Here is a 24,533-nt window from a genome sequence, read left to right as displayed (position 1 = left end):
CGGTGGTGGGCACGGTTGGGATTGAACCAACGACCCCCCGCGTGTGAAGCGGATGCTCTCCCACTGAGCTACGCGCCCACGTCACCGGCCACTTTCAGCAGCGCAGCCCCTCGTCTTGGACAGGCGTTATCCTACCCCTGCCGGACCCAATCTGTCCAGCGGAGAATGCGCGCGCCATGATCAGCGGCTTCCCTCTGCTCTGGACCTTCACCGTGCCGTGGTCGGACGTCGACATGCTCCAGCACGTCAACAACGTCGCCTATATCCGTTGGATCGAAACGATTCGGTGTGAGTACTTCACGCGCGTGGTACAAGAGCCGATCAACGGCGAACGCGGCATGATTCTCGCCCAGCTCGACTTCACGTATCAGCAGCAGCTTCGGTACCATGAAGAGGTCACCGTCGGCTGCAAGGTGTCGCACGTCGGCAACAAGTCCTTCGAGATGAGCCACGAGATCTGGAGCCGCGACCACGACTACGTTGCAGCGCTCGGCAAGACCGTGCTCGTCGCGTACGACTTTCGCCACGGGCACTCCATTCGAGTCCCAGACGAATGGCGCTCCTCCATCGCGGCCTTCGAAGCAGGGCCGCCGCAGAACTACGAATAACCCGCTGTCGTCCAGGCTGCGTCGAAGGACGGGCGGTTAGCTCAGTGGGAGAGCGCTTCCTTGACACGGAAGAGGTCATTGGTTCAATCCCAATACCGCCCACCATCCGACATCGCTATACTTGGCGCCATTCGCGCGGCGGCATATTCGAGAGGCGGGTTACTGCTTTGCTTGGAACGCGCGCGCGATCGCCGGCGGAATGCCGTACGACTTCTCCAACATCTGCGCGTTCGTGACGCCGCCACCGGAGCCCAAGAAACGCCAGCTGCCGCTCTTATAACGAAGCCAAGCATTGACTTCCGCGTTTCCGTGGCCCGTTCCGAACGAGCATTGCGCCCAACTCTGGATGATGAAACATACGGGCTGCTCCACATCCGTGTTGCCGTAGTGAGCGCGCTCGTAGTGCACGAGCGCCGCTACGGCAGCTCGTTCGGCAGGCGTCGCCGCCCATGCCGCCACGGTACACGCGGCGAAGAGTGCGAGACAGAACGCTGTTTTCGAACGCACGGCTCCTCCTTCATCAGAGGGCATCGGGTAACACCATGTGGGACCGGCCCCCGCCTTGAGAAGCTGTACCGGATGGAAAGGGATTCTCCTATGCGAGCGGCATGGAAGCCCGAAAGGCTGCCGTGCTGGGAGTCCAAATCGAGTCCGCTCCTCAACGGAATCCAGGGTTCAATCGCCGCCTGACGGCGGCGCCAGTAAGTTTATCGTTCCTTGCGATGCAACGCGCTCGCCGGCGTACAGGCCGCCGACGATCGCAGAGCGCGCGTCCTGCGCGCCGACGCTCACGTTGCGGATGGTGAAGCGTTGAGTGCCGCTCCGGTCGTGCGACTCGACGAACGTCAGCAGCTTCCCGGTTTGCGGGTCGGCGATGAGGCTGCTCTGCGGTACGACGAGCCCGCGAGCGTGGCCGTACACGACGCGCGCGTCGATCGGGGTTCCCGGTGGGATGTCGCTTGGAATGCCTTCAACGCTGAGCTCTGCTAGACCGGTCGCAGGATTGACCGCCGGCGCCACCGCACCGATGCGCGCATCGAACGTTCTCCCGGCGGCGTTCACATGAACGAGATCCCCACTCGCAATGCGTGGAACGTCCGTAACCGGGACGTCGAGCGTCGCGACGTACGTTTGTGCCGCCGCGACGGCAACGATGGGAACGGTCGCGTCTACTACTTGCCCCGGTTGGGCGTAGACACCGACGACCACGCTATCGAAGGGCGCCCGCAGCGCCGAGCGCGAGAGATCGTACTGCGCGGACGACGCACGAGCACTTGCCGCGGCTGCCGTCGCTTCGGCGGCCGCAAGCGCGTCGCGCGCGCTCTGCACGTCCGCGCGATCGCTCGCAACCGTGGCTTGCACCGCCTCGAGGTCGCGGCGCGCAACCACGCCCGCGCCGAGAAGAACGCGCTGACGCGCAAGCTCGGCCTCGTCTACGCGCAACCTCACCGATATCCGGTCGATGCGCGCGTACGCTTCCTGAGCCGCCGCGGCCTGCGCTTGGGCTTGCGCTTGTTGTGCGACAAGCGCGAGAGGCCGCGCGTCGAGCCGCGCCAAGATGGTGCCGCTTTGCACGTGCTGTCCGAGGCTTACGTCGATGCCGCTGACGGTTCCGGGAATCGAAAAGGCGAGCTTCGTCTGCGTGCCGGCGGCCGGCCCCACGCGACCCGCGAGCTCGATCGTCTCATCGACGCTCCCGTAGCGTACGATCGCGACCGGAACCTGTTGCTGCGCGGCCGGCATTACGACGCCGCGATGACTTCGCACGACCAGCCATGTGATGAGAACGACGCCGACAGCAGCGACCGCGACGATGACGAACGGTCGTTTCATGGAACGATGACCTCCAAGATTGCATGCGCTTGCGCCCGTAGGTACTCCGCCACGACCGCGTTGACCGATGCTTGCACGTACGTGCGCCGCGCGTCGGCAACGTCGAGGCTCGAGCTTGCACCTTCGCGATATCCTAATTCGACCGCGCGCAACGCGCGCGCGGCCTGCTCGCTAGCCGCTGCGGCGGCTTGCGCCGACGCATCCGCTGCGTGAGCATCACCGAAGGCGGCGGCAACCTCCAGCGCGATCGTTCTCCGAACGTCGATAAGCTGCGCGCTGACGGCATCGAACTGCGCGCGCGCGATCTGCGTATTCGACGAGGCCGGCGATCCCAGCGGGAGATCGACGTGCACCCCCGCCACGGATCCGTGAATGGGTTGACCGGTGTCTGCCCCTCCTTGTACTCCGCCGCTGGCCGTCACACTCGGAAGCGCGCTCTGTTTGGCGAGAGAGACGTCAGCTCGGCGTGCCGCGACCAACGCCATGAGCGCGGCAATCTCAGGCCTCTGTGCGAGCGCGCGAGAGACGTACGCGTCGACTCCGCCGCGCGTGGCTGGCGGTCCGGGCTCGGTCGTGATTGTCGCTAGGCTCGCTGCTTCGACGCCGGTTGCCGACGCCAACGCTCCGATGGCGTCAACGCGCTGCGCGGCTGCCAGCGCGAGGTCGGCTCGCGCTTGTTCCAGCGTGACGTCCGCTCGAATCACGTCGAGCTCGGGAGCTTCACCACTGCGCGCGCGAAGCGCAGCAGCGTTCCGGTCACGCAGGGCGCCAGCAAGCTCGGCGGCCCGAAAGGTCTCGAGTGCCACGGCAGAGAGTGCACCGTAGTACAATCGCACCGCCCGCTCGCGCGCGGCGAGCACAGCGGCATCCGCCTGTCGTTGCGACGCGAGCACGTCGCCGGCAGCGGAGCGAGTCGCCTGTGCGCTCGCGAGGATGTCGTTCAAAGAGATTCCCGCTCCTACGCTCAATAGATGCTGCTCGAGCGTGGAGTTCGGCGTGGTCCCAGCTTGCGCGGAAAGGCTGTAATCGCCGACGAGATGAGGATAGGCCCGAACGCGCGCAAGGTGCAGCAGGGCGGACCGCTGCGCGACGACAGCGTAAGCTTCTTGGACGGATACGTCGCGCGCGATGGTCGTCGACTCCGCGCCCGCGAGCGACAACGCGGCGAATGCCGGCACGCCTCTAGTCGGAGTCGCACCCGCGCCGGCAATGAGCGCGGCAATCAGGGCGACGGCTCGGCGCGCTCTCATATCGCGGGCTCCTCTGCGGTGCACAGCGCAGCGTACATCACCGGAATCAGAATCAGCGTGAAGACGGTCGCCGTCGAAAGCCCGCCGACGACGGCAATCGCGAGCGGCCGTTCCATCGCGGCACCCGCTCCGATTCCGAAGGCCAGCGGCAAGAGCCCACCGATGGTCGCGAACGTCGTCATGAGGATCGGCCGCAAACGTTCCCGGCCGGCGAGCACGAGCGCCTCGGTCACGTCGTTTCCTTCTCGTCGAAAGCGATTGGCCGCATCGACGAGCAGGATGCCGTTCTTCACGACCAATCCGATCAGCAACAACAAGCCCATGAATGACGAGACGTTGAAGGGCGTATGGGTCAGCACGAGACCGAGTGCTACCCCGATCGGCGCGAGAGGAACCGCCGTCAGGATGACGATCGGCTGCCGAAAAGATTTGAACGACGCGAGCATCGCGCTGAAAACGAGAACCAACGCGATGCCGATGACCTCTGCAAACTGACGAAAGGACTCTTGTTGCGCTTGATAGGCGCCCTCTATGTGCACGGTATAGCCGGGAGGGACCTTCGACGCCGCTATGGCGCGACGCAGCCCGGCCACGACGGTGGAAAGACTGTGCCCTCCGACGTTTGCGGTAACGATCATCGATCGCACGCCGTTGATGTCGGTGACGTCGGTCGTTGAGCGATCCATCCGTGCACTGGCGATCTGTGTGAACGCAATCGCATCCCCGGCGACGTTGACGGCGTTTGCAACGGCACCGGCGTTGCCGGCGGCGCCGGCCATCGCGACCCTGACCGGAACGAGCATCGTCTGCTCCGGGAGCTGCGTGGCAATCGTGCCTTGCGCTCCCGCCGCCAACGCCTGCGCCAGCGCGGGCGTGTCGGCGCCCATGCGCGCTAGGCGCGCGAAGTTCGGCTCTAAGCGCATCGTGGGGTCGTCTCTCCGTACGCCGGAGAAGACGTCTGCGACGCCCGGAACGCGCGAAATCGTCGCCGCAACGCGCGTTGCCGTCTGCACGAGCACGTTTTGATCGGAGCCGCCGATCACGACCTGAATCGGAGCCGGCGCCCCCGAAACGTCGTTGATCATATCTTCGAGGATCTGATGGATGTCGAGCTGCATCGCCGGTACGGCGGCCGCGATCCCATCGCGCAGCCGATTTGCGACCGCGTCGAATGCGCTGCGTTGCCCGAGCGGCGCGAGCATCACGCGGAACGTTCCGTTGCGCACAGGCGTCGGTGAGTATCCGTTCGTGTCGATGCCGGTAAAACGCCCCTCGGCGACGACCGCAGGATCGCGCAGCACGATCCGTTCCACCGCCAGCGCTGCAGCATCGGAAGCGGCTAGCGTCGTGCCGACCGGCATCCGGTAGATCATTTCGAACTGGCCTTCGTCCAGCTTCGGCAAGAAGTCTGTCGGCAACGTCATCAGAAGCGCGAGGGTGACCAGGAGGATGCCGCCGCCCATCGCATACGCGACGCGCCTATTTGCAAGCGCCCAGCGCAGAACCGGCTCGTAGCGATCCAAGACGCGATGAATGCCCTCGCTCTCGAGCCGAGGCACGCGCGTTGCCAAAAGGCGGCGAAACAGGCTGGGGGTTACGAAGAGCGCGAGCCCAAGAGAGACGACCAGAGCGCACGTCAGCGTCAGCGCGAGCGATTGAAAGAACGCGCCCGGCACGCCGCCGACCAGTGAGAGCGGTGCAAAGACCACCACGGTAGCCAACGTCGACGCGGTCATCGGCGCGACGAGCTTGCGCATCGCCGCTCTCACCGCATCCTGCACGGAGATCCGCGCAACGTCGTGTAACGTGTGCGCGATCGCCTCGACCACGACGATCGCGTCGTCGATGATCAGACCCACGGCGATCGCGAGGCCTCCGAGGCTCATGATATTCAGCGATTCGCCGAACAGGTGAATCGCGAGCACGGCGATCGCCATTGCCGCAGGGATCACCAGCGCCGCAACCGCAGTGATGCGCGCGTTACGCAAGAAAAAGAATATTACGCCGATGGCGAGCAAGGCTCCCATCAGAATTGCATCGCGTAAACTCTTCTGCGAGTCGACGATGATCTTCGTCGAATCCCAGAACCGGCGAATCCCTATGCCCGCCGGAAGCCTGGACGCGACGCGCGCCACGCGCGCTTTCACGGCGTCCGCGAGTCGAACTTGATCCGCCCCCGGCAGCGCATAGACGTTGAGGCCGACGCCGTGGGTCGCGTCGATCGACATTTGGACGCTCTCCGGAGCGGTTCCAAGGCGCACCGCCCCGAGCGAGCCGACGGTGACGCCCGGGCCCTGGATGGTCGGAACGACGATGCGCTCCAGCTGGGCGGCGTTGCGGAGTTGCGCGTCCACGAGCAGGGCGCTACGCTGCGAGTACGCCTGCGAGATGCCGACGGCAGCGATGTCGTTGGCCGCCGCGATGGCGTTCACCACGTTCGCTGGCGTCAGCTTCGAGGACGCGAGCGCGGCGGGATCGAGCTCGACGTGATACTCTCGCTGCGGACCGCCGACCACGAGGGCCCGGTACAATCCTCGAATGCCATAAATCTCCGGAACGATATTCAAGCTGGCGTATTCGTTCAGTAACGTCTGCGAGAAGGTCCGGGAGGTCAGGCCGTACTCCAGGATCGGCTCGCTCTGAGGATAGATGATGTTCGCTTGAACGTTCGCGTCCGGTGGAAGCGCAGAGCGGGTACGCGCCACGGCCGCTTCCACGTACTGCAGGTCGGTCTGCGCGTTCGTTTTGGGGTCGAACTGAACGGCGAGCTCCGTGCTGCCTTGCGCCGACGTCGTGAGGACGCGCTGCACGAACGGCAGGCCGAGGAACGCCCGCTCCAAAGGAATCCCGATGCTGACGTGCATCTGCTCGGGCGGCAGGTTGCCCGCATCTGCCACGACGTCGATCCGTGAGAACGTCATCGTCGGAAAGATCGCCGCCCGAGTCTGCGTGTAGCTCCACACGCCCAGAACCACCAGAACCGCTACGACGAATAGGATGACGCGCTCGTGGCGAATCGAAAAATCTTCGAGCTTCACGCATCGCCCCGCGGTAAGGAGATCGTCACGAGCGCTCCGCCCTCAGCGCGATTCGACAGCGTAATCGAGCCTCCACCGGATTCGATCATCGCTCGTGCTATCGCGAGGCCGAGCCCCGTGCCGCCCCGCGCACGCGCCGCGTCGCCTCGCCAAAAACGTTCGGTTGCGTGGGCGAGCGCCTCGTCGCTAAAACCGTGGCCGCTGTCGGCAACGGCGATTGAGGCGACGCTCGGGGTCGCAAAGACGCGCAGCAGCACCGTGCCCGTATTCCCCGCGTGCTGGATTGCGTTGTGCACCACCGCGAGCAGTGCCCGCTCGACGGTGGCGGCGTTCGCACGGGCGGGCTCCGCGCCGTTGGCATCGAGGAGCACCGTGACGCCGTGGACCTCTGCCGCCGAGTGCACGCGCTTCGCGACGTCGGTAACGATGCGGGACAGGTCGAGCCTCTGCACGTCCTGCGCGTCGACTTGCGAACGCGCGGCCTCGAGCAGCTCCCCGGTTAGCTCGCCTAAGCGTTCGGCCTCGCGCCGAATTGAAGCGAGCGCCTCACGATACTCTTGACCGCCGCGATCTCGGCGCAACGCGAGCTCCGCTTCCGCCGTGATGACGGCGAGCGGAGTACGCAACTCGTGCGACACGTCCGCGACGAATCGCCGTTCGCGTGCGAACGCGTGCTCGAGACGATCTAACATGCGGTTGAAGGAAGCGCAAATGCGGCCGACTTCACCGTCGTCGGTCGAGCGCAGCCGCGAGGAGAGGTCGTGAGCTTCGATGCGCTCCGCCAAGGAGGCGATCTCATCGAGGGGCGCGAGGACCGCGCCGACCGTTCGGCGAGAGAGTGCGATGCCGACCGCCGCCAGGACGAGCCCGATTGCGATCGTCGCGCCGATCACCCATCGATCGAAGGCGCCGATCCAGCCTTCGGGCTCCCAGGCGGCAGCCCAGCCGTAGAGGATCCCGTTTCGCCTCACGGGCGCGGTTGCAACGGCGAGGCCTGCGCGCTCCGCGGGCGGCGGCAGCAGATCGCCGACGACCCGGTGATGCGCGCGGTCGAAAAGCGCGAAGGGCGTCCCGGCGTGCACCAGAGAGATCTGGAGCATGTCGTGAGCGTCGAGGTTCAAACGTCCGTCGCGAATGTCGGCGGCGCCCGCGACGGAGCGCACGAGCGTATCGAGCTGTGCGTGAAAGCTGGAGCGCAGCGTACGGTCCACGACGAAGAACGAGATACCGCCGGAGACGACGATCGCCAAGACCACGACGCCGACGACTGTCCGGGTCAGCCGTGCCCGTATGCTCACTCCTGCTTCTCGAACCGGAATCCGATACCGCGTATCGTGTGCAATAGAGGAACCTCGCCGCCGGCGCTGAGCTTCATGCGTAGCCGCCGCGCGTAGACGTCGAGAACGTTGGATTCAGGATCCGTCTCACGATCCCACAAGCGCGCTTCGAGCATCGAGCGCGGGACGGTGCGACCGGGGTTGCGCAGCATGATTTCGAGGAAGGCCGCTTCTTTCGCCGTCAGGTCGAGCTGCCGGTCCCCGCGCCGCGCCTCACGAGTCGCGCAGTCGAACGACACGTCGTCGACGCTGAGCACGTCGCCGGCCCAATCCGTCGGGCGCCGTGCGAGCGAGCGCAGCCGCGCCTCGAGCTCTGCGAATGCAAACGGCTTGCACATGTAGTCGTCAGCGCCGGCGTCGAGTCCGGCAACGATGTCGTCGACCGAATCGCGGGCCGTGAGAATCAGTACCGGCGTCCGGTCGCCGCAGGCGCGCATGCGCCGCAGGATCGAGAGGCCACCCTCGTGCGGCAGCATCAAATCGAGGATGAGCACGTCGTATGCCATGCCGGCCAGGTAGGCGTCGGCATCGCGGCCGTCGGCGAGCGCATCGACGACGTGGCCGTCCTCGCTCAGGCCCCGCCGCAGAAGCGTTCGTAGCGGCTCGTCATCTTCGATGACTAGAATGCGCACCGTTCATCCAGAGTACCCGGGACAAATGAACGCAACATGAACGCGCCCGCATACGATGCCGCTGAAATGCCACCCTGGCAAGGCGGCAGCCTCGGCTGGCCGAGCACCGCCGCGCGACGAGTTCGTGCTCCTAACGGTCAGGCTTCTCGCGTCGCCCTAAGGAGCGAGCGCCTCGGCTGCCGTACGCGGCGGAAAGTTCGTCAAATCCGGCTTCTGCTGACCGATTTCCCAGAGCATCGCCGCCGCCTCCGCCCGATCGAGGGGACGCTGCGGCTGCAGGGCCGAGATGCTCCCGAACGTTCGCGCGATCGTGTCGAGCCGATTCTCCTGCGTCGTTCCTTGGTCTTGCAAGAGACAGCTCGCGATTGCCGCGACGTAGGCGTGCGAGATGCGATGCGCGTCCTTCCACCGTGGAAGCTCGTAATACGCCTGCGCGAGGTCGTCGGCGATCATGGGATCCGGTGCGCCGCAGTCCACGTACGCTTTGATCGCGAGCGCCTCTTCGCGCGTAATCGCGACGTTGGGCCGAAATGTTCGGTTCGAATATCCAATGACGATGCCGGCATCGTGCATGCCCTCGATGGCGGCGAAATCCGGATCGTCGGTTGCAACGTCTTTGAAATACTGCTTCGCGCCCGGCTGCGCCGGATGCAGCACTACCGATGGATGTGCGGCCCAGATCGTTGCATCCGCTCGCATCAGCCACCGGACGAACTCACGCCGCAGTACCGGCTTGGCCGGCTCGAAGAGACCGCCGGGTGGCCAGAACACTTGCAGTTGCGTGAGCTGGTCGATATAGGGCGCAGCCGCGACGCCGTGCATATCGACGTACGCAGGGGTCGGCGACGGACTCGGCGCAGCGGTTGGGAGTGCGCTTGCCGTGGCCGCGGCCTCCGATTGCTGCACGCGCTGCACGTGCGAACACGCCACGACGAGCAGCAGGACGAAGAGCGTGACAACGGCTGCGCGCATGGAGCCGACGTGCGGCGCGGCCCGTCGCTCTCCCTCCTTATGAGGAAGCTCTAAAGAGCTCTTCTTCCACCTCGCCGCCCGCGCAGCCCGGATGCGCGCAGAGACAGACCTCGGCGCGTTCGTCGCACTCGCGGCACGTTTGCGAGCATCGATCGCCCTGGCGTTGAACCTCGCACGTGCAGGCCGCACAAGCGCAGACCGGCACATTCATCTCAAGGGCTCCTTTCGCAACTACTCCTGCGCCACGCCGTCTCCGCACAACGCCACGGGGCTCGGTCTTGTCGACCGGTACATGCGGATGCTCCACGGCAAGCAATGCTTCTGGATCGTGGCGGATGGCGCCGCGGATCTGATAGACGTGCGGCTGTTGGCGAACGTCGAGGATCGGCGTTTGCACCTCGAGCGCGTCAATTCGCATGCTCGGAACCGGCTCGTTCATGCGGTACAACGTACCCATACAGAGATTTTCGGAACCGCAGGTGAAACGACGTCAGGCGCCGCCTTTCGGCAGGCGAGCGCTGGACGCCTAACGCGAAACCGGCCCACGTCCTACTTGCCCGAGAGGCGACCCAGCAGGACCCGGTGCGGCAGCCGGGCAATGCGACGCGATGGCCCCGGCACGTCTCATGCGTGCCGCGTTTTACCGTTTCTCGCGGGTGGCGTGAAAGGAGACGACTCTTGGAGTACCTCGGCTACGCGCGCATGGCCCACGGCGGCTATCACGCAGTTCGAGCGGCGCACCATCATCGCCATCGCATCGTGGTCGCGCTGGCCTTTCTCATACCGATGCTGACGTACGTCTTTTCTCTCTCGCATGACGTCGCCTCGAGAGACCTTGCCGAGATGCAGGGCGTGCCGTACCTTCTCGGGATCCCTCACGCCACCGGCTATCCGATCTTCGTGCTCCTCGGCTGGCTCTTCTCGCATGCCGTGGCCGTCGACTCGCTTGCCTATCGCATGAACCTCTTCGGCGCGCTCTGCATGTCGCTCACCTGCGTCGTGGGCGTGATCACCGCCATTCGCATTGGAATCGGGCCGGTCACCTCGCTCGGCGCTTTTCTGTGTTTCGCATGGGCGCGCAGCATTTGGATGCATGGCGCGCAAGCGGATACACAGGATCTCGCGCTGCTCTTCCAGGCGATGACGCTCTACTATTTATGCGGTTGGCTCAAGCACGAGCGAACGCGCGACATCGTCGGCGCCGCCGCGTCGTGGGGAGCGGCGCTCGCCGTGCACCCCGTTTCGCTGTGGCTGCTCCCCTGCATCGTGGTCGCACTCGTCGCGCGCATACGCCACGTGACGTTCTCGAACGCCGGAGCGTCGCTCATGGCGCTCGCGCTCGTGCTGTGCTCCTATCTCTATCTCCCGGTACGCGCGGCAGGAATCGAGCAACATCCAATCGACCCCACGCAAATGCTCGCGCCGCCGGCCGCGCGCGTCTACTGGGACGCGAATGCTCCGAGCACGCGCGCGGGGTTCGTCACCGAGGTCTCGGGCGCGCCGTTCGGCGCCGCACCGCTCTGGGCGAACGTCGCCAACCCACAGCATTGGCTCGGGTATCTGCAAGGACTCTATGCGACGATCCACACCACGTACGACATCGTCTTCGTGGTCGTGGCCGGCCTAGGAATCATCCTGCTGCTGCAGCGGCGCAGCGCGATCTGCATCATGCTGATCGCCGGCGCGATCTCGGCAAGCTTCATCGCATTCGGCTTGGCTGCCGCCGAAGGCGACCCCTCGCGTTACCTCATGCTTCCGCTCTGGATCGCAGCGCTTTTCGCCGGTGCCATCACCGTCGAGTTCACCTGGACGATCGATCCGCGACGCATCGTCTGGGCGCTCGTGCTCATCGGCAATGCGATTCACCTCGGCATTGCCAATGCGGACGTCGCCTCGATGCAGCGCAGCGTCTCAAGCCGCCCGCTCCTCACCTGGATCGCGCAGTCGGTTCCGCAGCACGCAATCGTCGTCACGCCGTGGGCGGACGCTACGACGCTTGCGTACGGGGCCTACGCCGATGGGAGTCTTGCCACCCGCACGATCGTCGCCGCGCATCCGCTCTCTCTGGCGTCACGGTACGCGGCGTGGTCGCGGCGCGAGCCCGTCTACGCGCTCCCCGCCGCGGGAGAAACGTTGAACGATCCCCGTTTTCGTCCGGTCGGCGGGCCGATGCTCGGCCGCTCCCTGTACGAGTTCGTCGGGCGCTAGCGCGAGAGCCCGAGCGCGGTACAGAGGCTCGCGAGCTGCGGCGACGGCGCCGGCTCGCCTTGCGCGGGGTTGCAGAAATGATGCATCGCGAAGACGACGTCGACGCCCACGTGCTGCGCGGCATGGCGCAACCTGATCGGATCGCTGTAGCCGGGGATGTCTCGCGAGCTGGCTTGATTGAAGATCGAACCGAGGAGCACGCTCGTCGTGAGGTTTGTGCCGCCTTTATTGGCGGTAGACCCTTTCGCGAGTACCGACCCGGCGCCGGCAAGCGTGATCAGCGGAATGCTGACTTGCGTGCGGCGGACCTGCCAGTCGGTTCCGTTTGCGCCGGGAAGCTCCATGATCGTCGCCACCACAATGCCGGTCGCCGGCGGCGGCCGAGAGGCGGAGTGATTGCAGACGATCACTTCGGCAAAGAGATCAAGCGTCGTCGTCTCCGATTGCCATAAGAGGTAGAAATGGGTTGCATAGCCCTGATAGTAGACGATCGCAACGCCGCCGATGGCCTGCGGATCGGTCGCGCAGCGCCGCGCGAGATCGTCGGTAGTCCACTGCGGCTGCGGAATGATCCACGGCGCCGCCGCGGGCGAGACGTGGCGCGCGACTTCCTTGTAGAGTTCCGTTCCGACGCCGAGAGAGAGCATCGAGCTCGTCGACGCATCGGCGCCCGACGCGCCGTACGTTGCTACGAAGAACTCCGGGTTGAGCGCAGAAAGAGCGGGTGACGGCGGCGGCGCTGCGTTCCCTCCCGCCGCGTACGCTGCAGAGGAAAAGCAGGCCAAAAGGACGGCGAGTCCCAGGAGCAGTCGTCCCATGGCTGAAGCAAATTCTGGAGCAACCAGCTGTGAGCCTGCTTCAAGGAGCCGCCGCCGACCGTGTCTCTCCACGATAAGCTCGATGCACCCGGACCCAAGAAACTGCTCGCCCTCGATGGCGGCGGCATTCGAGGCATCATCGCCATCGAGGTCTTGGCCCGAATCGAAGCGCTGCTTCGCGAGCGCTTCTCCGCACCCGATCTCGTACTCGCCGAGTACTTCGACTACATCGGCGGAACGAGCACCGGCGCGATCATCGCCACCTGCCTGGCGCTCGGATTTTCCGTCGAGCGCATACGCACGTTCTACCTCGAATCCGGAGCTGCCATGTTCGCTCCCGCTCGCATGCGGGAGCGCTTCCGCAACCGGTTTACTGCCGACAACCTCCGCGCCATCCTTCAGAACGTCATCGGGGAGCAGACGACGCTCGAGAGCGGCGATCTGCGGACGCTGCTCTTGCTCGTCATGCGCAACGCCACGACAAACTCGCCGTGGCCGATTTCGAACAACCCGCGCGCGATGTTCAACGACGCAACGCTTCGCGACTGCAATCTGCGTTTGCCGCTCTGGCAGCTCGTGCGCGCGAGCACGGCCGCACCAACGTACTTTCCGCCCGAGGTCATCACCGTCGGAGATCGCTCTTTCATCTTCGTCGACGGAGCGATCACGGTCTACAACAACCCCGCTTTCCAGCTCTTCTTGATGGCGACGCTCGAGCCGTACCGCGTCGCGTGGCCTGTCGGAGAGGATCGCATGCTGCTCGTCTCCGTCGGAACCGGCGTCGGGCCGAAGAGCATCGCAGAGCTACGGCCCGAGCAAATGACGTTGCTGTACAACGCCTCTGCGATTCCCTCGGCGCTCATTCACGCGGCGTCGGTCGAGCAAGACGTACTGTGCCGCGCGTTCGGCCGCGTCGAAGCCGGCGAGGCGCTCGATCTCGAGCTCGGCGACCTCGCCGGCGTCCCGAGCCCCGGCGGCGCAAAGCTCTTCACGTACGCACGCTACGACGTCGAGCTCTCCCGGGCCGGCCTCGACGCGTTGGGTCTCGAGCACATCGATCCTGCGACGGTGCAGCCGCTCGACAATATCGACCACCTCGAAGAGCTAAAGCTCGTCGGCGCGGCCCTCGCGCAAAGGCGCGTCTCGATGCGCCCCTTCGAACGCTTCCTCACGCATTCCAATGTCTGACATTCCGGCGGATCGCGTTGCGCTCGTGATCGGCGTGACTGGTCACCGCGACATCGCACCACGCGACGAGGCGCCGCTGCGCGAGACGTTTCGCACGGCGCTTCGCGAGCTCTCGGCGTCGTGCCCGCACGTTCCCCTCGTGGTCCTCTCCGGCCTTGCCACCGGCGCGGACAGCCTGGCGGCCGAGGAAGCGATGGCACGAAGCGCTCCGGTTATCGCGGTTCTCCCAATGCCCGTCGACGAATACGAAAAAGACTTCTCGTCCGAAGAGCTTCCGCGCTTTCGCCGGTTACTCGAGAAGTGCGCGCGCATCGTCGTCGCGTCGGCGCAAAGAGAGAACGGGTACTTCGCAGCGGGGACCTTTCTCGCGCAGTACAGTCACGTGCTCGTGGCGTTTTGGGACGGCGACGCCGGGCGCGGTGAAGGCGGCACGGCCGACGTCGTCCGGATGCGCACGACGAGCCTGCCGGGCCTCGACGCGGATGTCGCCGAGATTCCGTACCTCCCCGATCTCGGGCCCGTCTATCACATCGTCACGCCCCGCTCGGCCGGTACGCCGCCCTCGGATGCCTACGCGCTCAGACGCATCTTTCCGCAACGGTTTCTGCACGATACCGGCATGGAGCGCGAATACGAGACGATCGTACGGCATCTCGACCAGTACAACCTCGACCTGCTGCAGGCGCACGCATCGGACGGAGCGAGCCTTCATGCCCTGGTCGAGAGGACCGACGCGGTCGCCAATCGCCTTCAGAAGCGCACGAATTTCTTTCGCGTACTGCTTCTCGCGTTCGCCCTACTCGCAGCCGCCGTGCAAATCGTCGGCCATCTTCCGTCGATTCTGAAAGTCGCCGGTCTCGCCGCGGCATTCGTCGCCTATCGATTGGCGCGCAAGAACGACTACGAGAACCGTTACCAAGACTATCGCGCTCTCGCCGAGGCGCTGAGGGTGCAGAACGCCTGGTACTACGCCGGCGAACGCCGCGAGCTGGTGGATCGATCGTACCTGCACATGCAGGAAGGCGAGTTGCAGTGGATTCGCATGGCCTTGCGCTATTTTCATCTCGTCTACTGCGCGACGAGCGAGTGCGAGGACGCCTCGCCCGACCATGAGGTCTGTCGCGATTGGGTCCGGCTGCAGTGGCAGTACTACTACCGAGCCGGGCGGCGCGAAGCGGCGTGCAACCGTGCGTTGAACCGCACCATGGCCGCGGGCGTCGGCGCCGGCATCGTCTGCCTGATCGCCGCGGCCGTCGCGCTCGGAGCGCGCGGGCAGCTGGCGCAAGCGCTCTTTCCTTCGTCGCTGGCGTGGCCGGGGTGGACGACGGCCATTCTCGAGAATCTCCTCAGCGTGCCGCTTGCGCTCGGGGCAATGCTCGCTGCGATCCTGGCCGACTACGCGAACAAGCAAAACCTTCAAGGAAATGCGCGGCGATACGAGCGGATGTTCCGCGTCTTCGATCGCGGACGGCGCGATCTCCTGAGCATCGCGCGCGACAAGCGAGGCAACGCGCGACACGTCCTCTTGAGCCTCGGCCGCGCTGCGCTCGTCGAACAGGCCGATTGGCTGATTGCGCGTCGCGAGCGCCCGCTTCAGATCGTCGTCGTCTAGGGAGCTGCTCGGTACGGCTACCAGCGGTACATCTCGTTCGCGTACGGCAGGCAACCGTCACGATACGGAATGTCGCTGCCGGCGTAGCTGCGAAACTCTTCGAGCGTGAGCGAGCGCCCCGCCATGAGGCATGCGGCCTTCGCCCACGCGCCCGGCTCGACGGCAAAGACTGCGAGTCGATGATACTGCTGAGGATCGTCGTACGAGGCCAGCAGGTACCTCCCGTCGGCGCTGAACGTAAGCGTGGTATACTTTCCCAGGTCCGGCGGAGACGGCAGCGCCGTACGGTACGACGCCCGCGATTGGTAGTCGTAGAGATGGAGCACTTGCCGTCCCCCTTCTTCGTCGTAGTACGCAACGGTACGCGCGTCCGGCGCGATGGCGAGACCTTCGGCTTGCACCGGAATGCTCGTGATGCCGACCTGCGCCCAGTCGGGCAGCCGGTAGACCGACTCTGCGAAGCCGGCCGAACTCCGGCTCTCTGCGATCACGAGCCGCTCGTTCGGCGCAATCATGTCGATCGAGTACGCGCGTCCGACGAGGGCGCCGTTCGGGCGAAGAATCGCGTCCTGCGCCGGGCTCTGCACCGCAACGGCGACGTAGTTTCCGCGCGGACTCAAGGTCCAATTGTTGATTTGGCTCGGGACGATGTTCGCGTGCGCCAAGAGCTGCGCCCGCGAGGCGCTCATGAGCACGTGGCCTGCAACATTGAAGCGGCGAACCGTTGCAAAGGTCGTCGAATACGAAAGAAGCGTGATGATCCCGCTGCTCGGATCGTACCCGACGCTGACCAAATACGCATATTTCCCGGCACGTACCGGTACGCGCCCGACGGTAAAGGCGTGCAGTACGCGCGGCGTGGACGACCGAATGTCGAGCACCTGCACCGCGCCCGTAAACATGTTGAACGTCACGGCGTGAGCGCCGTCGCCGCAATCGCGCATGCGCACCCGGTAGCTCACGTCGTAGGTGCGGTCGAACGCTTCGCGCAGGTGGTCGAGGTCGAACCCGATGTAGCCCGAGGCACCGGGAATCAGCACGTCGTGTCCTGTGAGCGCGAAGCTCTGCACCCACTGCGAGTCGGGAACCGTCCCTCGCAACGGGCCCTGCACCTGCGAGAAGGACTGCTCGGCCAAGCCGCTGTGAAACGGATTGGGCTGCAGCGCTCCCGCGGGGTCGTAGGGCGTCACGTACATTCCGAATTGCCGATCGAGCAGCGGGCGCCGCTGCGAGCCGGCTGCGTCGTCGTACTGCCGCGTAAACTGCTTCTTGTCCGGATCGTACCCCACGACGCCTCCGTCTGCGACGAGCATCGGTATCGTGGATCCGGTCGAATAATAGACGAGCGAGGCGTGCGCGCATAGCGATGCCGCGCAGGGGTACGAGGCGTCCGTAGCCGAGGCGATCGGCGCTACGTGAAGCGCTCCCGCGTCGTACCACGCGACCTGCTTCTCGTCGGAGGTAAACGTCATCGCGGCCGCACAACCGGCGACGGCGGAGCAATCGCTTGCGGGATCTCCAAAGAGTCTTTGGCGTGCGAGGCGCCGGTCCGTCACCAGGTCGTAGATAGCGACATTCCCGTCGGAGGTCGCCACCGCCGCGCGATCTCCCGAGTTCGACACGGCGATGCCGTCCACGCTGCCTTCCACGCGCCCGACCTCACGCGATCCGCGGCCGCCGAGGGTGGCGACGCGCAAGGTATTGCGCGCGTCGACAAAGAGCAGGCGCTCGCCGTGCGGGAGGCACGCAAGCGCGCGCACCGCCGCGCTCGGCACGCTTGCGGAACGCACGGCAAGGCCGTTCGGCCGTACGTCGTAGATCGCGATTGCGCGTGCGTTCGCCACGGCGACGCGCGCGCCGTCCTCGAACCCGCAGACAAACGTTGCCGTCACCGCGGGGGTTCTACCGAGGACGGCAAGCGTCGTGGCGTCGATGGCAACCAGAGAGCCGGCAACGGGATCCCCGTAGCGCGATTGTCTCGCTCCCGCGAGCACGACGAGCGTGCGGCCGCGGGCGATGACCGCTCCGAGATCCCACGGCGGCAGCGCGACGCGGCCGATCGCGTTCGGGGTCCAGGCGGCGGTCAAGAGAACCGAGCGCGCGTCGCCCGTGGGGCTTGCCGCGTACGCGTCCGTGCCGATCAGTCCGGCGACGCGGTTGTCGTACCGGTTGTTGTACATCCCGTGGTCGATCTCAGCAAGCTCGGCCGATCCCGCTTCGTAGCGCTGGCGCGTCGCATACTGCACGACCTGCAGGCGAGCGGCAACCGCTCTCGCCTCTGCGGCGCGCGCAATTATCGTTTCGTTCCGTGCGATGATCGCTTGCTGCCGCGCGATCGACGCTTCGCGGCGAGCGATGCGCTCTTGTTTCAGCGCCGCGAACCCATAGCGCACCGCGATCGCGCGTTGCGCCAGCGCAATCTGCTGCTGCCGCTGCGCTGCTGCGGCCTGCTGTCTTGCTACACCTTCGGCGCTGCGCGCACGCGCCGCAAAGCCGACTGCGGCGATTGCCGCTCCGATCGCCAAAACCGCGATCACGCTCATCATCGACGCGAGAACGCGCGTCCGTTGCGCGAGGCGTTCGGCGCTGCGCCGCCGTTCGATCTCCATCTCGCGCTCTCGCCGCTCCGCCGCAGCGCGGCGCTCCACCTCGGCGTTGACCGCAGCACGGCTCTCGTCGATCAGCGCGTTGACGCCAGCAAGCCCGCCGCCGTACCGTTGCGCCCATTCGGCCGTCGGATGATTGGACGCACGCCACTCTTGCGCAAACGAGAGCAGCGGGTCCGCGAGCAGCATGCCCTTGCCTTGCGCGTAGAGCTCCGCGTTGTCACAGAGCCGGCGGTAGAGCTTCGCGCCCTCGGCTTCTTCTTCGACCCAGTCCCGCAGGCGCACCCAGGTCCGCATCAGCGCTTCGTGCGTGAGATCGATGACGGTGCTCTCTTCGAGCGCTACCTGCGCGGGCGGCATCAGGAACGAGACGCCGGACGCGCGGAACGCGTCGATCGCTCGGCGGACCTCCTCCTCGCTTGCATCGGCGATCTCGCGGAGTCGCGCAAATGCCGTCGGCCGCCGGATGCCGCGGTTGTCTCCGCCGAGCTCGGTGAGCGCCTTGAAGATGCGTTCGGCGATCGCGCGAAGGCGCTGCGTCGAAAGGCTCTCGAGGATCTCGTCGCCGTGGCGCGAGAGCGCCTCCGACAGTCCGCCGGTGGCTTCGTACTCTGCAACGTCGATCTGCGTCTTCGGCCGTTTCTTCGCACGCCAGATGTCCCACGTGCGCATCAACGCGTGCTGCAGGACGGGAAGCTGGTCGGGATCGTCGCCGATTTCGTTCAGCAGGCGATTGACGAGGCGCGGAGCGACCGTCGCGCCCGCGACGCCGACCGGCCCGGCAATCGCTTCTCGGAGCTGATCGCGCGTGAGCCGCGGAACGAGGAAGAGCCCCTCGTTCAGGGTCTCGGGTAGGTCGCGAAACTGCGCGCAATCGCCGATGAAATCGGAGCGCATGGTGACGAGCACATAGAGCGGCACGTCCCGATCGCGCGAAGCCGCGAGCAACAGCTTGACGAACGCTGCGGCCTCGTCCGAGACGTATGCGGACCCGACGCTATAGCGAAAGCGGAACAGCTCTTCGAACTGGTCGACGACGACGAGCACGTTCTCGTCCTTCTGCAGGTGCGCTTGCTGCACGACCTCGACGAGACCGCGTGCTCCGCCGTGCAGGACGCCGCTCGTCAAACCGACGCGCAGCGCGCCGTCCTCGGCAACGTTCGCGAGCGCGCCCGAGGCCTCCAACGCGTGCGCGAGGCTTTCGATGGGAGCGCTGCCCGGCCGCATGACCGCAATGCGCCATCGCGAGCCTGCGCCCGCCATGAAACCGCCGTGGAGTGCCGGCAGCAAACCCGCTCGCACGAGCGACGATTTGCCGCACCCGGACTGCCCCACGACGCCGACGAATCGCCGTTGCGCAAGCCGCGAGAGCAGCTCGTCGACTTGGTCGTCGCGGCCGAAAAAGACCGCAATGTCCTCCGCGCTGTCTTCGAAGGGGCGAAGGCCGGGGAACGGATTGAACCTCGCCGTCATGCCGACGCGGGCTGCGTGCCCTCGAGATCGTGCACGAACTCCTCCAGCCGATCGGGCGAGAATCCGCCGAACCCAGGGATGACGTGAACGAGATTGCTCCGGAACCCCTCTTTGTCGGGACGCTTTGGATCGCCGAGAACGACGCCGCATGGCGGTCTTCGGCGGCTCTCGGTCGCAAAGACCTTTCGCAGCTCGATCAGATTCATTTGAAGCCACTCGTCGGTCGCCTGTCCATAGTAGATCAAGACGCCGTCGCTGGCTCTCAAGAACTCTTTGTGCAACGCAAGCTGCTTGCGTGATTTCGTTTCCGCCGAGCGTTTGAGGACCTCGAAGCCACGATCGAAGAGCCAATCGTCGACTGACTTTGCGCGCACCTGGTCTGGAGCGTCGAAGATCAGGTAGACGCTCTTGGGCATGCCGTCGCCGTGCGCCGGAGCGTGTGACGGCTCGACCTTCGGCTTGAGCGCATCGTGCACGAGCGTCTTAAAATCCTCGAATGGCGCCACTACGAGATGCGGATCGTCCTGCAACGTGGCGATGAATCCGCGCTGCCGCTCCTCGGAAGCAGTAACGCCCGGCGGCATCCATACCATGCGTGAAAACTCGGGCCTTGCGGCGGCCTCGTTTCCGGCAACGCGGTACTGGAGCTCGACGATCGATTGATCCGCGCGTTCTGGAATGAGACCGTACGATTCTCCGACGAGATGGACGGAGAGACGGGCGCCCGTGAGGCCGCTCTTCACAATCTCCGCATAGTTAGGACCGGGAAACTGTTGGGCGGCGGGAGCGATCGTGAAGCCGAACTGCTCCAGCTCCTGCCGCATGCGCTCGCGGTAATCGGCCATGTCCGAGCTGGTCTCCGCGAGATAGATGCGCGCGCCGTTGCCGCTGCGGCCGCTTGCGGAGGCGGCCGTCTGCGAAGACATCCCTTGAAGGATCGCGTCGATGTCGTACGCGAGCGAGTTCACGGCGCGCCCGAAGTCGGTTCCGATGTTTTCGCCGTACGGCGGGTCGAGCTCGATCGGCGGAATGCAGGGCCGGCCCTCAGCCGTCCGCTGGTAGAGTGGATAACCGACGGCGTCGTCGACCTCAACGAGGCCGGTACGAAAACCACCGAGCTCCACGGGCAGCTTGAGAACTTTCAGAACGCGTGAGAGGCTGCCCGACTTGGTCGTAACGCAGAGGCCTCCGCGCTTTCCGGCCGCATCGCGGAAGAAGCCGAGCTCGTCGGCGCACCACTTCGACGAAAGGTACGCAGGCGAGACGACGACTACGAGAACCGCGCAGTCCGAAAGCTTCTCTTTGATCGTCGGCGTCAGCACCGTGCCGCCGGTGATGCGGGCCTCGCTCTGATCCCGCCAAATCGCGATCTCCTCGCGGCGAATCCCGTTGAGCCGAGCCTTCAACGCCTCATAGAAGTATTCGACCCAGCCGCGCTGTCCGTAACGCGGGTAGTCGTTATCTTCATGCGCATAACTGATGAAAACGTCGAGCACGGCTGTCATGCAAACGCTTCCCTGCGCCACGGCCGGCACCCTCCACCGCTCCTCCGGTACGGCTGTCAACCGTCTAGAAATCGTACTCCACTTGCGCGCGGCTGTATTTAAAGAGCGGTATGCCGCCGTAGATCCGCGTTTCGCTGAAGAAGCGCTCCCCGTACCGATAGCGCAACAGGAGTCCGCGATAACGCTGCCCCGGAACCACGCGATTCACGAAGTACATCGCGTCGGCGTCGTTCTCGTACGACGTTTCGTTGCCGCCGATGTTGCCGGCGTCGTACTGCGCGTGGCTCAGCTGGCCGACGAACCGGCGGTCCGCCGAGGTAAAAACCACGGCTTCCTTGAGCGAGATTCCGGCAACGTGCCGGTCAGCGACGCTTTGCGTCATCTCGGTGGTGAACATTGGATCGGAGACGTAACTATCCGTGTACGGGCTCGCCCAGCCGCCGTACAGGATCTGCGCCGTTCCTTTCGCGCTTCCGGGGACGCATTGCGGCGCGTTGTTCGGGATGAAGTACGGGAACGTGTAATAGCCGCCGGCCGGCGTCGGGATGTGGAGCAGATGCGTGGAGCTGCTGCAGGTGACGCCGGACGGAAGCGTGACGAGATCGTCGTGCCACGGCATCGCATCATAGCCGGCAACGATCTGCACGGAGGGCGTGACGTTCAAACCGGCCTGCAGACCGTAGATCTGGCTGTCGATCTTTCCGATAACCGATCGGCCCGCATTGTGTTCGCTGCCGATCTGTACCGCAACGAAGGGATCGAAGCGGGCGGCCCATGCGTACTTGCCGTCGATCCAGAGCATGTCGGCGATGTCCTGGATTGCATAGTAGTCGACGTCACCAGAAAGCCGATGCGCCGCGTACGCAATGCGTCCGAAGGCGAAGCCGCCCGTCTCGATCGCTCCGAAGGGATCGGTCGATGCAAACCTGATGTTTCCGGGTGGCGTGAAGTTGCCGGCAAGCCCAGAGTTTCCCGTCGGCGGATAGCTCGTCAGCAGCGTCGTTCTCGTGAAGAACGACGACGTGCGGCTCTGGAACCGCAACATATCCATGCCTTCGAGCAGCCAAGGGCCCGAGGCGTACGAAAGATCCGCACCCTGAAATGCCTCGGGTTTCGCGCGGGAGTCAGCCGCGTTGGCCCACGGCGTGTTGATGACTTGGTTGCCGGCGCGAACGAAGAACCCGCGGCGCACGTACTGGGCGTAGGCCTCGTACAGCGTGCCGAGCTGATAGCCGGGGAGCGTGTCGTCCGGGATCGTGTTCGGGGGTCGCTGCATGATGCACGGCGAGCCTGCCTCGTGATCGGTGACGATATCGCACGTGCCCAGAGGATCGGCGAACAGATAGCTCGCGCCGATCGTAAGTCCGCCGGCGAAATCGTACGCAGCGTGCGCGCTCAGCGCGGATTCGAACGAGGCCTGGTTGACGGCCCCGGAGTCGTTGCTTGCGTTCTGCCGCGCGAACTCGTATGCGCGAACGTATCCGTTGAAAACAAACGGATTCGGCGTCGGCCTCGGCGCCGGATTCGCGCGCGCGACGGGAGCCACGGTCGCGACGGCGGCAAACACGGCAAATGCCGGGATCAATGACTGTGCCGCCCGCTGAAACGATACTCCACAAAGCTGCGAGCGATCAAGTTGGTCGCGAAGACGAATACCATCAAAAGGGTGGCTGCAGCGTAGGCCAGCGCGTGCGACGCCGCAAACGGCTGGCTGATGTACGTCCACACCACGTACGTGAGATACCCGACCGGCGAATGCGTCGGTGCGAGCGTCGGCAGATAGTTCGACCAGCCGGCCGTGTAGATGAGCGGCGCGGTCTCCCCCAAGCCGATGCCGATCGCGACGAGCAACCCCGTGAGGATCCCCGGCATTGCATACGGCAGATCGATCGAAAGCATCGTGACGCCTTGCCGCGCTCCCATCGCCACCGACGCCTCACGCAGCTCTCGCGGAACGTTCGTCAGCGCGATGTCGGCCGAACGCTCGACGTAGGGGAGAACGAAGATCGCGAGCGAGAGCGCCCCGGCAACGAGTGAGAAACCCCACCCCAGACCTTCGACGAGCGCGACGTAGAGAAAGTAGCCCACGACGATCGAGGGAACGCCGGCAAGCACGTCGATCATGTAACGCACCGCGCGCGCCGCCCACTGCGGCGCGTATTCGACGACCCACAATGCCGTTCCGACGCCGACGACTCCCGCGATGACGAGGCCGATCGAGACGAGCAACAACGTCCCCGCAATCGCATTCGCCAAACCGCCGGCCACGCCGGACGTAACCGTCGTGAAGAGCGCGGGGCGTAGCGCGGGTGCACCGCGGACGATGACGAACGCGAAGATCGAGAGCAGAATCGCAATGATGAGACCGAGAGCGGCGATGCTGAGCGCCCACCAGAAGTGCGATGTCAGGCGCGCGAACGCTCGAACCGTCATCCGATCGCTCCCGACCGGTCGCCGCCGTGCAAGACGATTCGCGCAACGGCGTTTACGATCAGCGTGATGACGAAGAGCGCGAGCGCGAGCTCTCCGAGCGAGCGCTGCGCCATGCCGCTCGCATCGGTGAGCGCCGACTCGAGCTGCGAGACGATCACTGCGGCGATGGTGTTGATCGGCGAAAAGATGCCGTGCGGCAGCGTGTTGATCGCGGCGCCGCACACCATGAGTACTGCCATCGTCTCGCCGAGGGCGCGCCCGAAGGCGAGCAGCACGGATCCGGCAATGCCGCTGCGCACGCTCGGCAGCACGGCGCGCGTCACCGCCTGCCACGACGTGCTGCCCAGCGCCATGCTCGCTTCGTAAATCGACGCCTGCTGCGCCTGAACCACGTCGCGCGTGGTCGCCACCATGATGGGCACGACCATCAGCGCCAGGATCAACGTCGCCGCGAGCAATCCGTCTCCGCTTCCCGTTGGCGAAAGCCGGTTTCCGATGAACGGCACCAACACGATCATCCCCCAAAGCCCGTAGATGACCGATGGTACTCCCGCCATCAGCTCGACTACGGCGTTGGCGAGCGGCTTGAGACTGGCCGGCACGCGATAAACGATGGCCAGCGCCACCAGCAGCGATAACGGAACGGCGGCGATCATCGCGAGGAACGACGAGAGGAGCGTGCCGGAGACGAAGACGAGAGAACCGAACGAGGCACCGGCCTGAGCGGTGAAACCGGCGCGCGTAACGGTTGCCGAGCCATATTGGTTGCCGATGTTCCAAATCGGAGACGTGAAGAACGCCGTACCGTTGAAGCGGATCGCCGGAAACGCGTACGCGAGCAGAAAGAGCAGCATCAGGAAGATGATCCCGAAGCTCGTCAATGCGAACGCTCCGGTCGCATACCGCAGGAGCGGCTGCGTGCGGACCCGCTGCATGACGGCGGGCCGGAGCTCGCCTTGTCGGACTGCCATTCTCGGCGAAGCCCTTTCGCTAGACCCCCGGCACATCATGCATGGTCCA

Annotated in this window: 17 protein-coding genes and 2 tRNA genes; 5 read left to right on the top strand and 14 right to left on the bottom strand. The window is 65.3% G+C overall.

Features of this window, described 5'->3' with window-relative positions; translation table 11 throughout:
* Nucleotides 1-3: 3 nt before the first annotated feature.
* Nucleotides 4-78: transfer RNA gene (locus VMV82_01555), tRNA-Val, on the bottom strand.
* Nucleotides 79-176: 98 nt separating this feature from the next.
* Between VMV82_01555 and VMV82_01550 the strand changes: the two genes are divergently transcribed.
* Nucleotides 177-608: a thioesterase family protein gene (locus VMV82_01550; GenBank protein HUY40241.1), complete on the top strand. Its 432-nt coding sequence runs from the start codon at nucleotides 177-179 to the stop codon at nucleotides 606-608.
* Nucleotides 609-638: 30 nt separating this feature from the next.
* Nucleotides 639-713, top strand: a tRNA-Val gene (locus tag VMV82_01545).
* 54 nt (nucleotides 714-767) lie between these two features.
* Here VMV82_01545 and VMV82_01540 read toward each other — a convergent pair.
* From VMV82_01540 to VMV82_01510, 7 genes are all read right to left on the bottom strand, one after another.
* Nucleotides 768-1,115 carry a hypothetical protein gene (locus VMV82_01540; GenBank protein HUY40240.1) on the bottom strand — a complete coding sequence of 116 codons (348 nt, stop codon included), beginning with the start codon at nucleotides 1,113-1,115 and terminating at the stop codon, nucleotides 768-770.
* 168 nt (nucleotides 1,116-1,283) lie between these two features.
* The gene (locus VMV82_01535) at nucleotides 1,284-2,441 is read right to left on the bottom strand and encodes an HlyD family efflux transporter periplasmic adaptor subunit (GenBank protein ID HUY40239.1); all 1,158 of its coding nucleotides are present in this window, start codon (nucleotides 2,439-2,441) and stop codon (nucleotides 1,284-1,286) included.
* On the bottom strand, nucleotides 2,438-3,691 hold the full coding sequence (locus VMV82_01530; protein HUY40238.1) for a TolC family protein: 1,254 nt from the start codon (nucleotides 3,689-3,691) through the stop codon (nucleotides 2,438-2,440). The genes VMV82_01535 and VMV82_01530 overlap by 4 nt, the downstream gene beginning before the upstream one ends.
* Nucleotides 3,688-6,729, bottom strand: coding sequence for an efflux RND transporter permease subunit (locus VMV82_01525; GenBank protein HUY40237.1), 3,042 nt, complete (start codon nucleotides 6,727-6,729; stop codon nucleotides 3,688-3,690). The genes VMV82_01530 and VMV82_01525 overlap by 4 nt, the downstream gene beginning before the upstream one ends.
* Entirely contained in the window at nucleotides 6,726-8,027 is a 1,302-nt protein-coding gene (locus VMV82_01520; protein HUY40236.1) for a HAMP domain-containing sensor histidine kinase, read from the bottom strand. Before VMV82_01520 ends, VMV82_01525 begins: the two co-directional genes overlap by 4 nt.
* On the bottom strand, nucleotides 8,024-8,698 hold the full coding sequence (locus VMV82_01515) for a response regulator transcription factor (GenBank protein HUY40235.1): 675 nt from the start codon (nucleotides 8,696-8,698) through the stop codon (nucleotides 8,024-8,026). Before VMV82_01515 ends, VMV82_01520 begins: the two co-directional genes overlap by 4 nt.
* Before the next feature lie 156 nt (nucleotides 8,699-8,854).
* A complete protein-coding gene (locus VMV82_01510) occupies nucleotides 8,855-9,670 on the bottom strand; it encodes an S-layer homology domain-containing protein (protein ID HUY40234.1) in 816 nt (271 codons plus the stop codon).
* 678 nt (nucleotides 9,671-10,348) lie between these two features.
* Between VMV82_01510 and VMV82_01505 the strand changes: the two genes are divergently transcribed.
* Nucleotides 10,349-11,878, top strand: coding sequence for a DUF2723 domain-containing protein (locus VMV82_01505; protein HUY40233.1), 1,530 nt, complete (start codon nucleotides 10,349-10,351; stop codon nucleotides 11,876-11,878).
* Here VMV82_01505 and VMV82_01500 read toward each other — a convergent pair.
* A complete protein-coding gene (locus VMV82_01500; protein HUY40232.1) occupies nucleotides 11,875-12,696 on the bottom strand; it encodes a hypothetical protein in 822 nt (273 codons plus the stop codon). The genes VMV82_01505 and VMV82_01500 overlap by 4 nt on opposite strands.
* 60 nt (nucleotides 12,697-12,756) lie before the next feature.
* On the opposite strand from VMV82_01500, the gene VMV82_01495 reads away from it, so the two are divergent.
* Together VMV82_01495 and VMV82_01490 are read left to right on the top strand one after the other, a co-directional pair.
* Complete coding sequence (locus VMV82_01495) at nucleotides 12,757-13,884, top strand: patatin-like phospholipase family protein (protein ID HUY40231.1); 1,128 nt, start codon at nucleotides 12,757-12,759, stop codon at nucleotides 13,882-13,884.
* On the top strand, nucleotides 13,877-15,496 hold the full coding sequence (locus VMV82_01490) for a DUF4231 domain-containing protein (protein ID HUY40230.1): 1,620 nt from the start codon (nucleotides 13,877-13,879) through the stop codon (nucleotides 15,494-15,496). Before VMV82_01495 ends, VMV82_01490 begins: the two co-directional genes overlap by 8 nt.
* Nucleotides 15,497-15,513: 17 nt before the next feature.
* Here VMV82_01490 and VMV82_01485 read toward each other — a convergent pair whose 3' ends face one another.
* From VMV82_01485 to pstC, 5 genes are all read right to left on the bottom strand, one after another.
* Nucleotides 15,514-19,575 carry an ATP-binding protein gene (locus tag VMV82_01485; GenBank protein ID HUY40229.1) on the bottom strand — a complete coding sequence of 1,354 codons (4,062 nt, stop codon included), beginning with the start codon at nucleotides 19,573-19,575 and terminating at the stop codon, nucleotides 15,514-15,516.
* Complete coding sequence (locus VMV82_01480) at nucleotides 19,572-21,080, bottom strand: TIR domain-containing protein (protein ID HUY40228.1); 1,509 nt, start codon at nucleotides 21,078-21,080, stop codon at nucleotides 19,572-19,574. The genes VMV82_01485 and VMV82_01480 overlap by 4 nt, the downstream gene beginning before the upstream one ends.
* Nucleotides 21,081-21,144: 64 nt before the next feature.
* A complete protein-coding gene (locus tag VMV82_01475; GenBank protein HUY40227.1) occupies nucleotides 21,145-22,647 on the bottom strand; it encodes a hypothetical protein in 1,503 nt (500 codons plus the stop codon).
* A gap of 14 nt (nucleotides 22,648-22,661) precedes the next feature.
* On the bottom strand, nucleotides 22,662-23,513 hold the full coding sequence (pstA, locus tag VMV82_01470; GenBank protein ID HUY40226.1) for a phosphate ABC transporter permease PstA: 852 nt from the start codon (nucleotides 23,511-23,513) through the stop codon (nucleotides 22,662-22,664).
* Nucleotides 23,510-24,484: a phosphate ABC transporter permease subunit PstC gene (pstC, locus tag VMV82_01465; protein ID HUY40225.1), complete on the bottom strand. Its 975-nt coding sequence runs from the start codon at nucleotides 24,482-24,484 to the stop codon at nucleotides 23,510-23,512. Before pstC ends, pstA begins: the two co-directional genes overlap by 4 nt.
* Nucleotides 24,485-24,533 lie beyond the last annotated feature (49 nt).

Source organism: Candidatus Dormiibacterota bacterium (genome assembly GCA_035532035.1).
GTDB lineage: Bacteria > Vulcanimicrobiota > Vulcanimicrobiia > Vulcanimicrobiales > Vulcanimicrobiaceae > Tyrphobacter.
This window is presented reverse-complemented; position numbering and strand designations above follow the sequence as displayed.

Bases quoted from the DNA above. Each gene is read 5' to 3' on its own strand.
- VMV82_01550 (HUY40241.1), top strand. From the start codon at position 177: ATGATCAGCGGCTTCCCTCTGCTCTGGACCTTCACCGTGCCGTGGTCG.
- VMV82_01535 (HUY40239.1), bottom strand. From the start codon at position 2,441: ATGAAACGACCGTTCGTCATCGTCGCGGTCGCTGCTGTCGGCGTCGTT.
- VMV82_01530 (HUY40238.1), bottom strand. From the start codon at position 3,691: ATGAGAGCGCGCCGAGCCGTCGCCCTGATTGCCGCGCTCATTGCCGGC.
- VMV82_01510 (HUY40234.1), bottom strand. From the start codon at position 9,670: ATGCGCGCAGCCGTTGTCACGCTCTTCGTCCTGCTGCTCGTCGTGGCG.
- VMV82_01500 (HUY40232.1), bottom strand. From the start codon at position 12,696: ATGGGACGACTGCTCCTGGGACTCGCCGTCCTTTTGGCCTGCTTTTCC.
- VMV82_01490 (HUY40230.1), top strand. From the start codon at position 13,877: ATGTCTGACATTCCGGCGGATCGCGTTGCGCTCGTGATCGGCGTGACT.
- VMV82_01485 (HUY40229.1), bottom strand. From the start codon at position 19,575: ATGACGGCGAGGTTCAATCCGTTCCCCGGCCTTCGCCCCTTCGAAGAC.
- VMV82_01480 (HUY40228.1), bottom strand. From the start codon at position 21,080: ATGACAGCCGTGCTCGACGTTTTCATCAGTTATGCGCATGAAGATAAC.
- pstA (HUY40226.1), bottom strand. From the start codon at position 23,513: ATGACGGTTCGAGCGTTCGCGCGCCTGACATCGCACTTCTGGTGGGCG.
- pstC (HUY40225.1), bottom strand. From the start codon at position 24,484: ATGGCAGTCCGACAAGGCGAGCTCCGGCCCGCCGTCATGCAGCGGGTC.